This window comes from Bariatricus sp. SGI.019, from assembly GCF_050315235.1.
Taxonomy (GTDB): Bacteria; Bacillota; Clostridia; order Lachnospirales; family Lachnospiraceae; genus JAFBIX01.
In genome coordinates this window covers 1-15586 of record NZ_JBNPOQ010000013.1, presented here as the reverse complement: position 1 = coordinate 15586, position 15586 = coordinate 1, and the positions used below count along the sequence as shown (strand labels likewise).

The following is a 15586-nucleotide window of genomic DNA, read 5'->3' as shown; positions in this document are numbered from 1 at the left end:
CTATGTTATCAGAACGTTTATTAAAATACCCCGGATTTATCTATGATATCAATGGCACTTATTATTATCTTGGGAAATGGATCTGCAAAAAATGTACAGATATAGAGGCAACCGACTGTGTTTCTATGTATCAGATGTGCCGAAGCAATCACGAAGAGCCGGAGACAAATATGTATTTCCAGAAGATTCGTGCATTCAGCGATTTTGCTCTGGAGATTCCCTATAATCCAGAAAAGATTGAAAAAGATATGCAGACAGTTACAGAGAATCTATCTGATGCCTCTTTCGCCTCTTTGGATACTCAGATGCAGAATTTTGAAGAAGACTGTCTGAAATACTGCGGCAAATTATAATTCAGATATCAAAGTAAAAAGATGCTCCGACGAATCCTGAAAGGATTCAATCGAGCATCTTTTTTCATAATATTTAATATTCATTTCCCTATTATTTATTTTCCTACAAGAATCATGGATAACATTCCCGGGCCTGTATGTGCCCCGATAATCGGTGACAACATTGTTCGTCTCACTATGACATCAGAATGAGAATCTTGCACTTTATGCGTTAATTCCTCTGCTAATTCAGGTGCATCAGCATCACAGACATATATGATACTTCCTTGCTCTGGATCATAGTTTTCAACAAAAAACTTATACAAAGATGTGATGGCAGCTTTATTACCACGTTTTTTATCCACGGTTATCAATTTACCATTTTTATCGATTTCAAGCATCGGCTTAATATTGAGTGCAGACCCAACGATTGCAGTCGCTGCACTGACACGTCCCCCTCGCTTAAGATACATCAGATCCTGAACCATAAAATAATGGCGAAGCTTTGGAATCACCGCATTGATTGCATCGTAGTTCTCATGAATATCCATTCCTTTTTTCTGGTTTTCTATTGCCTTCTCAACCAGAATCCCAATTCCGCCTGTTGCCGCTAATGTATCTACTGGAAGAACTTCCTGATTCGGATACTCCTCTTTCAAATTCCCAGCTGCAAGCATAGCACTGTTATAAGTGGAAGAAAGCCCGCTCGACAGACAGAAATACAAGACTGACTTTCCGTCTTCTAAGAACTTTTTAAAATACTTCTCGTACATAAACGGTGAGATCTGCGAAGTCTTTGTCATATCACCACCGCGTTGTCCATCATAAAATTTCTTCAACACTTCTTCTTCTTCGCAGCCTTGTGATGTACGCATCTCATCCCCCAGGGAATATTCCATCGGGACAAATGCTACGTTATTTTCTCTGGCCGCTTCCGCAATAATATCACCGGAAGCATCCATACAAATGATATAATCGTTCATAATAACCTCCAATTGTTACAAAACGTTATAATATGTAACACTTATTTCGTCACAATTGTATCATCTTATGAATCGGTTCACAACATATTTATATATAAATTAATAACTATTCAAAAAACAATTTATTCTATTACTTCTGTATTTCCATTGTACTCAATATTCGGCAACAATTCAAAGTAAAAATCCTGATAATGTTTTGCCAAAGCACGGATAATAAAATCCTGTACAATCTTAAATCTAGAGATAGACACTTCATCCTTGTCAAATGTAATATAAACACTGATCCACAGCTTACGCCCAGTTCTTACAATATCAAAATAAAGCTTGTCATATCCGTACGCATCTAAGATTGGAACGATAATATCTTTAATTTGCTGTACAGTTTCTTCCTCCGGCGGGAGCAAGAACAAATCCCGCAGACCAACAACCACACTCTTCATCGGCGTAGGCAACATAAAAACAGATAGAATAATTGCAATAATCTGATCCAGATATGGGGTAAACGGCTGAAACCAATTTGATGTAATAATGACCGGCAAAAAGAAAGCCACTGTCATTCCCATTGATGCAATCGTATCGACCTTCCATTCCTGAATCTCGACCGTTACGATTGGAGAATCCAGATTCTTATTCAATTTGCTTAGAATAACGATAAAAATAACACTTAGGATTGTCGAAGACAATTCAAAATAAGCTATCACTGAAAAGTCCACATGGCGGCCTCCATGCAGCATAAGCTGAAAATTGTTGACAATCAGGCCAAACGTAACCGCTGTCATAACAATTCCTTTTATCATTACAAACAACGACTCTACCTGAAGATACCCAAAAGGCCGTTTCTCATTAGATGGCTTATACAAAAGTGGAAGCAATGACATTGACACAAAGATCATTGATAGTTCCACGCCATCATAAACAGCATCTAATAACACTGCCTGAGAACATGTATATATCGCCATAATCAATTCAAGGATAACGAACAGACAGTTCCCTGCAAGAGATACCTCCAAGGCTGACATTTCTGATTTTCGCTTTTTTCGATTTGAATGCATACCCTTTAATCATTCCCTTCCTACATTTTCCCCATTCGCTCTGCCTCTCTGACAAGATCTTCGATTCGCCGGTTACACGGGCCAATCTCTATTCCTGCATTGATGACTCTCCTACATCTCTCCATCGCCCGCACCGCTTCCTTATAGGTCCCATCAGTAATCTCAAAAAACGGCTTTTCTACAATGACCTGTGATGCCAGTAATCTTGCAAGCTGATAATCCATATCGTTCGTATACAGGATTCCCGCTATAAAAGGTGTATTCTCTTTTTGAAGCTGACGATAAACCGGGATTCCGCTTCCACATCCAGAGATTACAAACACTTCCGGATCTCCTGTAGGACGCGGCAATTCAATACTTCCTAGCGTCGGGTCAAAGAAACCGTTATCTATCTCATACAATTCCCGGATGATATCTTCCTGAAATACTTCCTCAGGAATTCCATAATGGGAGATTGTCTCACCCTTCACGCATATGATCTTATCCGATATCTTCTGGGCCAGATCAATCTCATGCAAAGACATGATCACTGTAATTCCATTCTCTTTCGCCATTCTGCGAAGAATCGCAAGAAGCTCCAGTTTATGACGTACATCTAAAAACGAAGTCGGCTCATCCAATATAATAATATCCGGTTCCTGACAGATAGCGCGTGCCAGAAGGATTCTCTGACGCTGTCCATCACTGATTGCATTGAAATCACGGCATCCCAGTTCCTGGGCATGGACAGCTTCCATCGCTTTATCTACCTTTTCTTCGTCCTCCCTGGACAGTATACCAAGTCGGCCCGTATATGGATACCGGCCGGTCGCAACAATATCATGGCACGTCATAAGTTCCGGCTTCATACGTTCCGTCAGCACTACGGCCATACGAGTGGATAATTCCTTATATGATAATGTCTGGAGGAAACTGTTATCAAAAAAAACTTTCCCGCCGATCAGTTTCAGCTGGCGTGTAATACTCTTAAGAATCGTCGATTTTCCAGAGCCGTTGGGCCCGATTAGTGTCACGATCTCTCCCTGATCTATTCCAATATTAATATCATGGATCAGCGGCTTTCCATTATAGCCGACCGTCGTATTCTGCATTTGAAAATAATAATCAGCCATATCTATCTTCCTTTCTCCCGCTTCAACATCATAATAATCACAATCGGAGCCCCCAGTACAGAAGTCACCGTACTGATATTCAGTTCCATTGGTGCAAATGCCATACGTGCAATCAGATCACACAACATACAGAACACCGCCCCGCCCAGAAACGTCGCCGGGATCACCACAAGCGGTCTGGACGTATTCAAAGATTTTCTAACCAGATAAGGAACCGCGATTCCTACGAAAGAAATTGGTCCGGCAAATGCTGTGACGCATGCAGAAAACACACTGGAAAGGAGAATCAGCACCACACGGAACACCTTGATATTCACTCCCATACTCTGTGCATAAGCCTCTCCCAACTGATACGCACCGATCGGCTTTGACAAACAGAAAGTAAATACCAGTGTGATACCAACGACAATCGTTGCAACCTTTACATTACTCCAGCTCATACCTGAAAAACTTCCCTGAGACCAGCCATGCAGATTCACAATATCCGAATCTTCCGCAAAAGTTACGACAAAATCCGTCACTGCCGAGCAGATGTAACCAATCATAATACCTCCCACCAACAGAGATGCCATATGGTGGATCTTTCTTGACAGCATAAGGATAAATCCCGTGGAAATCAGCGATCCGATGAACGCCGCGAAAATCAAAGTATAGGAAGAAAATGATCCCATATATTCCAAAAATATGATCATCGTCAGCGCAACAACCATCTTTGCCCCGGAAGAGATTCCCAGCACATATGGTCCGGCAATCGGATTCGCAAAAAATGTCTGCAGTAAAAATCCTGACAAAGACAGCGCCCCGCCTAATATAGCAGCCATAAGGATTCTTGGCAGCCTGATCTTCCATATGATACTGTATTCCACATCATTTCCGCCATGCTGGAATAGTATATCGAGAATCGTTGGTACAGAGATTCTTACATTCCCTGTATTAATATTCAATACTGTAATTACGCAAAATGCTATTGCCAGAACAATGAAAACCATCGAATATCTGGTCCGTCTTCTAAAATTCTCACTGTGAAAGCTTCCCGTTTCCTGTGCAGTACTAACCTTCTTCTGCATCATTTCCTCACCAAATTCTTTCATATATCCGTCTTCTATGCTTATTGCACTTTATATAAGAATGTCATACCATCCTCACCCTGATCCGTCAGCATCAGATGAATATCCATGATCAGATTCCCAACGATATCGGTTGCCTGATACAGATACTTTCCGGTACACCACACATTTCCATCCTTGACCGCCTTAAAATCTGCAAATAATTCACTTTTTGCCAACAGATCATCGATGCTCGCAATCGGGCTGTCAATCGATGAATTATAGATCAGATAATCCGCCTCTACAGCGGTCGCGTAAAATTCTTCCATCGTAAGATTCACAGCCGCACTGTTATTCTCTGTATTTTCCAGATCATCAAAAATATAACGTCCGCCGGCAATCTCTATCATCGTCGGAATATAATCTTCCGTTTTACGTACAACAACAGAGCCATCCGACTTCACATAGAAAAATGCTACCGTTTTTTCTGTATTCTTAAAATCCTTTAATTCTTCAATGACCTTTGTCTGTTCTTCAAAAAAGGCTTCTGCTTCATCATCTTTATCTACCATCGCCCCATACAACTTGATCCATTCTGTTCTTCCAAGAGGATGTATCTCATAGCTGGAGCGGTCAACAAATACCGGAATGCCAAGATCTTCAATCATCTCTTTTACTTTTGGCGAATGCTGAATCATGGTAGATTCAATCGCAAGATTACATCCTTCGTCAATCATAAGCTCATAATCCGGCTCACTGTATTTGCCTGCAAACAGGATATCACCTGCCTCCATTGCAGCGACCGCATGATCAATATACCACCCTGAAACATCTGTTCCGCTGAGTCTGATTGATCCCAATGCATCAATCGCATCAAACAAAGCCATTGCGGAGGTTGCCGCCAAATATATCTTATCCAAAGGTTTCTGTAATATAACAATATCTTCATCTATTCCTTCCGGAACTTCTCCATCTTCCGGTACAAGCAGATACGTTGCACTGTCATAAACTTCAATCACTTCATAGCCATCATTGTAATAATATACATCGAAGCCCTCTGCATAATCAAGTTCCAGTGTCCGTTCATAAGTAAGCCCGGGAATCTCCAAAGCCTTTTTACTTTCCTCTTTCTGCTCTGTCTGTATCGTCTCTTCTGATTGCCCTGCATCATCAGGTGTCTCTTTACTTTCAGAAGCACATCCAATAATTCCTTCCATCACCATCAGCAAAACCAAAAGCAGACTGATTATTTTCTTCCTGTTTTTTTTCATTTCACCATCTCCATTAACAGAGACGGCCGTTACGCCGTCCCTGTCTCTACCGTATTATTTTTTTGCTGCTACAGCCGCATGAAAAAGCTCTTCTGCTTTCTCTTCACACCCGAAAATGGCTCCATAAACCTTTACCCATTCCTTCTGTGCCAGCTCTTCTTCTTCATCTGCAGAACAATCTATAACCACCGGGATATCAAGAAGCGCATATTTCTCTGCCTGTTCAAAGAAACGCTCTTCCTGTTCTTCTACTGTCAGGTCTTCTTTCTCATCTTCCTGCGGAAGAATGTCAGCCGGAAGAAGGGCAAGATTACATTTACTGCTGATTAATTTCTTAAAGTCCGGTTCCTCATATGTACCTGCAAAGGATATTTCTTCCTTCTCCATCTTATCTGCTATCGCATCAATCTTACAGTCATCTTCCTCACAGGCAACTGCTGCCACCTGATCCAGCATATCCATCTGTTCCAACTGTTCCAGAATATCATCGGAAGCCGCATAGGTCTTATCAACCGGCTGTTGGATCACAACAACTTCTTTATCAAGTCCGGCCGGAATCTCTACACCTTCCGGAACGATCAGATATTTCACAACATTTTCTTTATAAAGCTCTGCTACGATCTCTTCCTGTGTCTGAACATCCAAAGCCGTTTCCTCCGAAGTTTCTGCCGAATCATCATCTTCTACATTCTCTGTCTCGTCTTCTGACTCAACCTTCTTCTTAGAATCTTTCTCTGTCTCTTCGTCCTCTGCATCTTCTCTTACCGTACCTGATACCAGATCAATCTCAAGAAGCGTAATGCCCTGTTCATATTTATAGATCTTAAAGTACTCAGCATAATCCAAAGTCACTTCATCTTCGTATTCTAAACCAAGAATATCCGGTGCCTCTTCGTCCAGTTTCTTGCTGCTTCCCATACCGCTTCCAATAACTGTTTTGTCGTCTGCTTCTCCTGCTGCTGCAAGATATATAAAGATATTGTAAGCAACTTCATGTGCCGTTGACATCGCCGTTGTCATACCAATAATCTGGTTATTTTTATTCAACTCAACCGGAATCGTAAAAACAGAAGTTCCGCCCACAACTGTAGCATAGTATTTATTGCCGTTAGCCTTTACATAACTGTAGTTCGGACTGCTGAATACGATTGTCGCATATGCCTGACCGTTCGTTATTGTAATCTTTGTACAAGAAATGCTTACACGTCCGGTTCCACCCGACCATGTGAAGCTGTCTGGTGTATAGACGCCGTCTTTTAACTTGGTGGTATTGTTCACTTTTCCAGTCGAACCGCTTAAGTCAGACTCATACTTGGATTCGGAATCTGGATTGCTATTATTCTGACTGCCGGAAGAACCGGTGCTGCCGCTGGAACCTGAATTACCAGTGTTGCCAGTATTTCCAGTACTTCCGCCCGGATTTTCTGGATTATCTGTACTTTCTTCTTGTACGCCACAAGGTATACTGCTTGTTCCCCATGAAAAAACCAAAGTACGATCATACCATTTTGAACCCAGTGCCGCTATCTCTATATCTGTATTTAACCCCGATACGGGAATTGTGAATACATATCTTCCATCTGCACCCTCTGTATATTCTATATAATTTTCTGCAGTCTGTGCTTCTTCTGCACTTCCCATATAAAGCTTTGTATATCCAGTTCCGCTTAATGTAATTGCAGCTTGCATTGAACCATTTTCACTACTTAAGGTACAAGCAATGACTTTAAACATTTTATTACTTGAAGTCACGATTATATCATCATATGTTCCATCCGGTAACGTTTTCAGATTATTTACTTCCGGATTAAATACCAGAATACGATCAAACCATTTTTGGCTCTTTTCAGAAAATGCTGCTATCTTTATTTCTGTATTTAACCCTGATACAGGAATTGTGAATACATATTTCCCATCTGCATCTACCGCATAATCTATATAGTCTGTTACCTGCTCTGCTTCCTCTGCAGTTCCCACGTAAAGCTTTGTATATCCAGTTCCACTTAATGTAATTGCGGCCTGCATAGTGCCATTTTCATTAAATAATGTGCAATCTACAACATTAAACATCGTACTGCTGGATTCCACAGCAACATTCTCGTATATTCCATCGGGTATTTTTTCAATCTTTAGATTTTCCGAACTGAATGTCAATTCACGGTCAAACCAGTCACAACTCTTTTTGGAATATGCCGCCACCTTTAACGGTTCATCCAATTTACTCACTGGAATTCTAAATACATATTGCCCCTCTGCATTTTCTGTATAACCTATATATTGTGGCTCTTCTGCACCTGCCGCTTCTTCTTTTGTTCCAATAAAAAGTTTTGTATAAGAGGTTCCACTGAGTGTAATGTCAGCCCACACCTTACCATTCTCACTTGTCATTTTACAAGACACAATGTTAAACATAGAGCTGCTGCTTTCAACAGTCGTACTATATTCCGCACCGCTAATAAGCTCCACTGTCTTGGACGTTTCTTCTGATGCTTCTGCTTCCAATAACATTGGAAGTTGCCTTGTCATTTTCGCAGATTCAAATGTGCCTTCTTCTGCATCCGAATCTATATTTTCTGCTTCTACCTCTTCAGGAATCTCCAGACGTACATCTTTTTCTACATACCATTCATTTTTTTCTGCATAATAAGGCACAATCAATATCTTTTGTCCAAGCTGTTCTTTTTCTACATCAAAAGTAAATGTATAACCGCCCAGGTCATTTTTCTGACCTTCAATCACTGGTTCTTTTACTGTGTCTTCTTTATTTCCAATATAGATCTTATTATAAGTCAGCTTCGCTGTAAAAACGGAAATACTGACCTTCTCACAATTTTCCTTTGCTTCTGACTTAACGACCTTGAATTCTTCCGTGTCATCTTCCACATTTCCCTGGGAATTGGAAGATTGAGATTCCATCGGCTGCTGTACTGTTTCATTTTCCGATGTCTGTCCATTTTCTGCACTTTCTTCAACTTTAGGCACCTCTACAGTCTGCAAAGCTTCAGAAGTATTTCCCTGTCCATCTTCTTCTCCTTCTGCCACTTCTTCTTGCTGTTCATTCTCTGCATTTTCCTGTCCTTGTACATTGGACTCTTCTGCTCGAAGCGAAGTTACAGGCATTACTGCCATAGCCACAGCCAGAAGAAGGGCAAGAAATTTTTTCGTGTTACTTTTCACTTAAATCCTCTCCTTTTGATTATTTTCGGCCTTCTGGGGAAGTGGCCCCTTGTTGGTATTGCAAAGAAAAAGCCTGCTATCATTCCGAAAGCAGACATTCTTCAAGAGCTGTGAAAAACATATTCCCACAACTTTATCTTTATTACATGAAAACACTTTCTTCGGAAGCTATTCACCAACATTTTCAGCAGGTTTCCTGACTTACATATCAACGCTCGGCTGCACCTTCTCACATATAAAATATATGCAATGGCATATCACAGCCTTACTCCTTGCTTACAGTGACCGGATCGCTCAGGACTTGCACCTGATTCCCTTTTACCCCTACAGATGAACATCTGTCTGGCACTGAAAACCCCATATATTTGATATTATCAATCACTACTTCATTGTAGCAGACTTATCAGCCAATTACAATATTTCCCAAAGAAAGTCCTTCCTTTTTCACATTCTCAAAAAATAAGCTGTAGCCATACCAAGGCATAAGAATGGCCCAAATGGAAATGATGTTTTATATCCAACTTTTTTTTGCACCAGAATCCATACTACATAGATTCCTGCGCTAAATACCGCCATTACGAATGCAAGCATCATACACCGCCATCCAAGATACCATCCACAGACAGCCGTGAGTTTGATATCACCGCCGCCGAAGCTTCCCGGAACAATACACGTAATAATGAGAAGCAGTATGCTGATACATAAGACGCCGATTCCTCTCTCCATCAGACTGATTTCTGTGAAAAAAGGGGTTGATGCCAGACCAACCCCTCCAGTTATTATGATTAATTTGTTCGGAATCTTCATTGTCTTCCAATCATTATAGGCTATCATTGCCAATAAACTTAAGAATCCTGCCGCAAATAATATTCTACAGACATTCACCATCCGATCTCTCCTTCTGTTTTTTGTTCTCAGTTGCCTGAATCACAACAGAACATGCAATATCTCCAGTAATGTTCGTAGCCGTTGGAGCCATATCTGTAATCCGGTCGATTCCAGCCACCAGTCCGATACCTTCCAGCGGAAGCCCTACAGACTGCAGAACCATGGAAAGCATGACCATTGCAGACCCTGGGATTCCTGCCGCCCCTATAGACGCAAATGTACACGTCAGCACAATTGTAATCTGCTGCACCAGACTCAGATGAATTCCATATACATTTGCAATAAATAATGCACAGATTCCCTGATAAATAGCAGTTCCGTCCATATTGATCGTAGAACCGAGCGGAATCACAAAAGAACGCACCTCTTCTGTGACACCCAACTGTTCTGCTGATTTCATAGAATATGGCAATGTCGCTGAACTACTTGCTGAAGTAAAAGCAAATACGATTGCTTCTGCTGCTTTTTGAAAGAATTCTTTTGGTCCCACGCCGGAAAATAATTTTACAGAAGATGAATATACAATGATTGCATGCAATATACAAGTACCATAAACTGCCAGAACCACACTGACCAACGGAAGCAGTACTTCTGCCCCATTTTCTGCCACAATCGGTGTAATCAACGCAAATACTGCAACAGGTGTAAACTTCATAATCACTCCGGTAATGGCATACATTGCTTCAGCCAGTGAATCGAATGCTTTGAGAATTGGTTTACCCTTATCTCCAATCATCACAATTCCGCCGCCAATGACAATGGCAAACGCAATAATCTGGAGCATATCTCCATTTGCCAGTGATTGTATCGGATTTGACGGAATAATATTAACTAAGGTATTGATAACTCCCGTACTCTCCGGAATCGTTACCTCTGCAACTTCTCCTGTAATCTCAAAGCCCTGACCAATCTTAAATATATTGGACACAATAATACCAAGTGTTGCTGCACAAGCAGTTGTACATAAGAAATATACCACTGTCTTTCCGCCGATTCTTCCAATCTTTTTTGCATCACCGATTCCACATACGCCCACGATAATTGAAGAAAATACCATTGGTACAACAATCATCTTGATGCAATTCAGGAACAATGTTCCAAATGGGCTGATATATGTATTGGCAAAATCAGCATGATTCTGCAATGCCAATCCCGCTATGACACCAAGCGCTAATCCTATTAATGTCTTCACAGGCATACTTAACTTTTTCTTTTCCATAAGTCCTCCTCATCAGTATCTTTTTTATTACTCTCATATTAAATTAGTATATCACAACCCCGATTTTATTACTATTATTGTTTATTTTTTCACTTACTCTGGTTTTTCTATGCATATTTACTATACAATTTACTCCCTTATCCAAACGCGACATCCAGAATCATCATCACAAGAAATCCCACAATAAATCCCAACGTCCCTGATTTTTCTTCTTCTCCGATATATGCTTCCGGTATCAGCTCCTGTACTACGACATAAATCATGGCTCCTGCTGCAAATGCCAGAAACCATGGCATCCCTCCCTGCACCATATTTGCTGCTGCAGCTGCCAGAACTCCAAAGACTGGCTCCACAACCGCCGACATGCTCCCAATAAAAAAGGCTTTTTTCTTACTTATTCCATTGTTAATTAGTGGCAATGCAACGGCAGTCCCTTCTGGAAAATTCTGAATTGCAATACCGACCGTTAAAGCAATGGCCCCTGACAACCTTGATGCATCCTGAAGATCTTGAGCTGCCAATGCAAATGCAATGCCAATCGCCATTCCTTCCGGGATATTGTGCGCTGTAATTGCCGTCACCAGCATCGCCGTATTCCTTTTAACCTGAAAACTCTCCCACTTTCGAATCAAATAATCCACTAGAATCAACAGCCATACACCTATCAAAAAACCACAGGTAATGACCAGCCAGCTAATCTGTCCATTCTCTTCTGCGTATTCGATTCCCGGCAACAGCAAAGACCATACCGAAGCCGCAATCATCACACCGCCGGCAAACCCCAGAAATCCACTCTGTAATCTTCCTCCAATCTCCTTTTTTACGAAAAATACTCCTGCTGCTCCAAGTGTCGTCACAGAAAGCGTCAATAAAGTTCCCAAAAAAGTCCATATAATTCCATTCATTCTTCTCACCCATTAGTCAATATATGGAATTAAATAAAGATTGTTCTTCATATATCTGGAATTCTCTCCTATTCCAGGCTATAATAAAACTAGTCCATACAATAAAAAAGGAGAAAGCTGCATGAATTTTCATTATGAAGAACCTTTAAAAGAATATATGAGAAAAAAAGACATTTCAAATATCTTTATCGAAGTCTATATGTGCCATTCCTGAGCGGGAATCACAGAGATCTATGCGAGGTTCGCAAACAAGAAAAAAACGGAATTTTTAAAATCCAAAAAGCATTATCGCAGTATTCCAACTGAAATGGGCGAGATTCTTCTCCCTCCAATAAAATTGGAATACGCCGATTCCGTTGCGCTGGGTTTACAGTCTTCTATCTTCGGAAAATTGATCACGCTCCAGGGTGTTAAAATTTAATGTGTTATTTTCAATTTATCTATTGACAACTATCAATGTTATATGGTATAAATATCTAGTGCGACAGAGAAATATAGGGGATTGGTCAAGTGGTATGATAGGGGTCTCCAAAACCTTTGGCGGGAGTTCGATTCTCTCATCCCCTGCTTAATCAAAAAGAAGTCTTGAATTTACAAGACTTCTTTTTGGTTTCGAGAAAATTTCCAAGCAATCAAATTTTTGTTTTACTTTATTTTAAAATAAAAGCCCCGGATTTTCGGGGCTTTTGGTTTTATTCTTAATCTCTATTCATTTATCATAACTAATTTATTTTGCAGTCTAGGCGCTCACTATGTTAATATTCATCTTCTTGAACACTTGAATCAATACCTTTCCAAGCGCCAATACAAGAACTGCTGCTGCAATTGCTTCTGGAATACCTGATGCTGTTACAGTTCCCATAACGAGTCCCCATACAGCTGTCACAGCAACATCTTTTGCTTCTGCATACTGCTGTGCAAATAGCAGATAAATGCTTCCCATAACTGTTATGGTATTTACCATAGAACCTACAAATCCTACAATTGGAAGTGCAATTACCTGATTTACTTTTAGTTTACTTAGTAAAATCCATAACCATCCTGCAGCCACTCCAATCAAAATACGGCATCCTACAGATATCCAGATTGCTTTCAGTGCTCCTGGAATTCCTGTTGTGCTCATAAATGGCGAAAATGCAAAGGATAAGAGTGTAGGTGCCATTGTATTACTAATCATCGAACACATACCAAAAACAAATCCTAAGATTGCTCCTGCAGAAGGTCCTAACAGAACCGCTCCAATAATTACAGGAATGTGTACAGTTGTCGCCTTAATAATTGGCAGTTGGATCATACCTAAAGGTGTATTCGCCAACACAATGACAATTGCTGCCATAAGTGCGACACTGACCATCCATCGAGTGTCATGTTTCTTTTCTTTCATTATTCAATTCCTCCTTGTTATCATTCCCGACTGCCGGGATACAATACAATTACTGTGTCATTATATCATCGGAATTTATTGAGAACAAGTATAAAATCGAGTACAATCCTGTTAATTTAGGTCCTTGATTCTTGCAAGATAAGCAGAAACACGCTATAGTTATTTTATATTATATCAATATAAAGAGAGGATTTACTATGCAATTGAAAAATAAAACAATTCTTCTTGGTGTTACTGGAGGAATTGCTGCTTATAAAAGTGCATCTCTGACCAGTCTGTTGGTAAAGTCTGGCGCAGAAGTCCATGTTCTTATGACGGAAAATGCCAAGAACTTCATAAATCCCATTACATTTGAGACTTTAACAGGCCATAAATGTGTAACAGATACTTTTGATCGTAATTTTGAATTTAACGTAGAACATGTTGCGCTTGCCAAAAAAGCAGATGTTGTTATGATTGCACCAGCAACTGCCAATGTTATCGCTAAACTTGCACATGGTCTTGCCGATGATATGCTTACTACTACCATTCTTGCCTGTAAATGTCCTAAAATCATAGTACCAGCCATGAATACAGCCATGTATGAGAATCCCATCACTCAAGATAATCTTGCAACTTTACGTCGTTATGGTATGGATATTGTAACCCCTGCCAGTGGTTATCTTGCATGTGGTGACACCGGAACTGGAAAGATGCCAGAGCCTTCAGACTTGTATGAACATATTCTTCGTCATTGTGCTTGTCCAAATGATATGGAAGGATTGAAAGTTCTTGTTACTGCTGGCCCAACTCAGGAAGCTATTGATCCGGTTCGATATATCACCAACCATTCTTCTGGGAAAATGGGTTACAGTATCGCCAAAGCTTGTATGTTAAGAGGTGCCAATGTCACACTCGTAACTGGAAAGACGGCATTAGAACCGCCTAAATTCGTTCATGTTGTTCCAATTATCACAGCAAAAGATATGTTTAATGCCGTTACTTCCAGAAGCAAAGATATGGATATTATAATTAAAGCTGCAGCTGTTGCAGACTATCGCCCAAGTCAAGTCTCAGATGAAAAAGTAAAAAAGGCAGACGCAGAGTTATCAATTCCATTAGAGCGAACAGATGACATCTTAAAGTATCTCGGAGAACATAAACTTCCTAACCAATTTTTATGTGGCTTTTCTATGGAGACAGAAAACATGCTTGAAAATTCCAGAAAGAAACTTGCAAAAAAAAATCTGGACATGATTGTAGCAAATAATTTAAAAATAAAAGGTGCTGGTTTTGAAACCGATACAAATATAGTTACTCTAATTACTAAAAACTCCGAGACTGAGCTTCCAATTATGGAAAAAGATGAAGTTGCATTCCGACTATTGGATGCCATTTTAGAATTAAGATTGAAAAAGGAGAATACGTCTCATGAATAAAGATTTTTCCCAAATTCAACAAGATGTAACACACGTAATTGAACTCAACGAAAACGGAAAAAATATGGCTGAGATTGCTGAGCGGCTAGATTTTTCCATAGATTATATTAAACTCATTTTGACTTGTGCACAAGGATTTACAGAAGACGATCCGATTGCTGTAGCACATTTGGTGGAAATGGAATTTTAAATATTATCACATTAAAAATCCTGCCTACTATATAGATTTTCTTTCATATAATAGGCAGGATTTTCATAATTATCATCTGATATTATAGCTTTTCTTCGCTCCATTCCAGAAATTCTCCTGAATATGCATCTATCTCAAAATCATATTCTTTCTGCTCATATATAATATCACCATCATATTTATAATATCCATCATCATATTCCAATTTGATTTTGACATTTTGCTCTGTTGCTCCAGGGACTTTTTCAAGAACAAGTTTTATTGCTTCCTCTTCACTGACAGTCACTTGTTCTTGTGAAGGTATTTGTTCGTTATTCTGGCTATTATTTTGATTCTGTTGCGTATTAGTTGACGTAGTATTTCCATCTTTTCCGGTATTGGAAGCAGTATTCGAATTTCCATTCGTGCATCCACTCAAAACTATTGTAGAAAACATCATAAAAGCTACTAATAAAGTAATGTATTTTTTTCGCATATCTTTCCTCCTAAGATTTCATTTTTTCTTGCATTTAGTATATCCATTTAAATTGAAAGAAAGACTAAAATTCACATTATATTTTTTACAAATTATGCAAAAAAGACAGTCAAACCGACTGTCTTAAACTTATG

14 protein-coding genes, 1 tRNA gene and 1 riboswitch are annotated in these 15586 nt (G+C 39.8%); of the genes, 4 read left to right on the top strand and 11 right to left on the bottom strand.

Annotated features, from left to right (window positions below; all coding sequences use genetic code 11):
- The first annotated feature begins 2 nt into the window (after positions 1-2).
- Positions 3-353, top strand: a complete 351-nt coding sequence (locus ACQRD1_RS09615; RefSeq protein ID WP_235233773.1) for a hypothetical protein — start codon at positions 3-5, stop codon at positions 351-353.
- 95 nt (positions 354-448) lie between these two features.
- On the opposite strand, the gene ACQRD1_RS09610 is transcribed toward ACQRD1_RS09615, so the two are convergent.
- From ACQRD1_RS09610 to ACQRD1_RS09570, 9 genes are all read right to left on the bottom strand, one after another.
- The gene (locus tag ACQRD1_RS09610) at positions 449-1315 is read right to left on the bottom strand and encodes a DegV family protein (protein ID WP_427741946.1); all 867 of its coding nucleotides are present in this window, start codon (positions 1313-1315) and stop codon (positions 449-451) included.
- A gap of 122 nt (positions 1316-1437) precedes the next feature.
- On the bottom strand, positions 1438-2367 hold the full coding sequence (locus ACQRD1_RS09605) for a cation diffusion facilitator family transporter (protein ID WP_235233776.1): 930 nt from the start codon (positions 2365-2367) through the stop codon (positions 1438-1440).
- Between the two features lie 20 nt (positions 2368-2387).
- On the bottom strand, positions 2388-3479 hold the full coding sequence (locus ACQRD1_RS09600; RefSeq protein ID WP_347376259.1) for an ABC transporter ATP-binding protein: 1092 nt from the start codon (positions 3477-3479) through the stop codon (positions 2388-2390).
- A gap of 2 nt (positions 3480-3481) precedes the next feature.
- On the bottom strand, positions 3482-4546 hold the full coding sequence (locus ACQRD1_RS09595) for a FecCD family ABC transporter permease (protein WP_427787438.1): 1065 nt from the start codon (positions 4544-4546) through the stop codon (positions 3482-3484).
- A gap of 41 nt (positions 4547-4587) precedes the next feature.
- Positions 4588-5796, bottom strand: a complete 1209-nt coding sequence (locus ACQRD1_RS09590; RefSeq protein WP_427787409.1) for an ABC transporter substrate-binding protein — start codon at positions 5794-5796, stop codon at positions 4588-4590.
- A gap of 54 nt (positions 5797-5850) precedes the next feature.
- Positions 5851-8973, bottom strand: coding sequence for a hypothetical protein (locus tag ACQRD1_RS09585; protein WP_427787408.1), 3123 nt, complete (start codon positions 8971-8973; stop codon positions 5851-5853).
- 169 nt (positions 8974-9142) lie between these two features.
- Positions 9143-9341: riboswitch (cobalamin riboswitch) on the bottom strand.
- A gap of 76 nt (positions 9342-9417) precedes the next feature.
- A complete protein-coding gene (locus tag ACQRD1_RS09580; protein ID WP_235233782.1) occupies positions 9418-9861 on the bottom strand; it encodes a prepilin peptidase in 444 nt (147 codons plus the stop codon).
- Positions 9845-11080 (bottom strand): dicarboxylate/amino acid:cation symporter, encoded by a 1236-nt coding sequence (locus tag ACQRD1_RS09575; RefSeq protein WP_427787407.1) that lies wholly within the window; start codon positions 11078-11080, stop codon positions 9845-9847. Before ACQRD1_RS09575 ends, ACQRD1_RS09580 begins: the two co-directional genes overlap by 17 nt.
- 137 nt (positions 11081-11217) lie before the next feature.
- Positions 11218-11985, bottom strand: a complete 768-nt coding sequence (locus ACQRD1_RS09570; protein ID WP_427787405.1) for a ZIP family metal transporter — start codon at positions 11983-11985, stop codon at positions 11218-11220.
- A gap of 496 nt (positions 11986-12481) precedes the next feature.
- Between ACQRD1_RS09570 and ACQRD1_RS09565 the strand changes: the two genes are divergently transcribed.
- Positions 12482-12552, top strand: a tRNA-Trp gene (locus ACQRD1_RS09565).
- A gap of 172 nt (positions 12553-12724) precedes the next feature.
- Here ACQRD1_RS09565 and ACQRD1_RS09560 read toward each other — a convergent pair.
- Complete coding sequence (locus tag ACQRD1_RS09560) at positions 12725-13369, bottom strand: ECF transporter S component (RefSeq protein ID WP_427787403.1); 645 nt, start codon at positions 13367-13369, stop codon at positions 12725-12727.
- A 197-nt stretch (positions 13370-13566) separates the two neighbouring features.
- On the opposite strand from ACQRD1_RS09560, the gene coaBC reads away from it, so the two are divergent.
- Both coaBC and ACQRD1_RS09550 read left to right on the top strand, forming a co-directional pair.
- A complete protein-coding gene (gene coaBC, locus ACQRD1_RS09555; RefSeq protein ID WP_427787402.1) occupies positions 13567-14787 on the top strand; it encodes a bifunctional phosphopantothenoylcysteine decarboxylase/phosphopantothenate--cysteine ligase CoaBC in 1221 nt (406 codons plus the stop codon).
- Positions 14780-14977, top strand: a complete 198-nt coding sequence (locus ACQRD1_RS09550) for a hypothetical protein (RefSeq protein ID WP_235233790.1) — start codon at positions 14780-14782, stop codon at positions 14975-14977. Before coaBC ends, ACQRD1_RS09550 begins: the two co-directional genes overlap by 8 nt.
- An 82-nt stretch (positions 14978-15059) precedes the next feature.
- Here ACQRD1_RS09550 and ACQRD1_RS09545 read toward each other — a convergent pair whose 3' ends face one another.
- The gene (locus ACQRD1_RS09545) at positions 15060-15452 is read right to left on the bottom strand and encodes a PepSY domain-containing protein (protein WP_235233791.1); all 393 of its coding nucleotides are present in this window, start codon (positions 15450-15452) and stop codon (positions 15060-15062) included.
- Between the last annotated feature and the right edge of the window lie 134 nt (positions 15453-15586).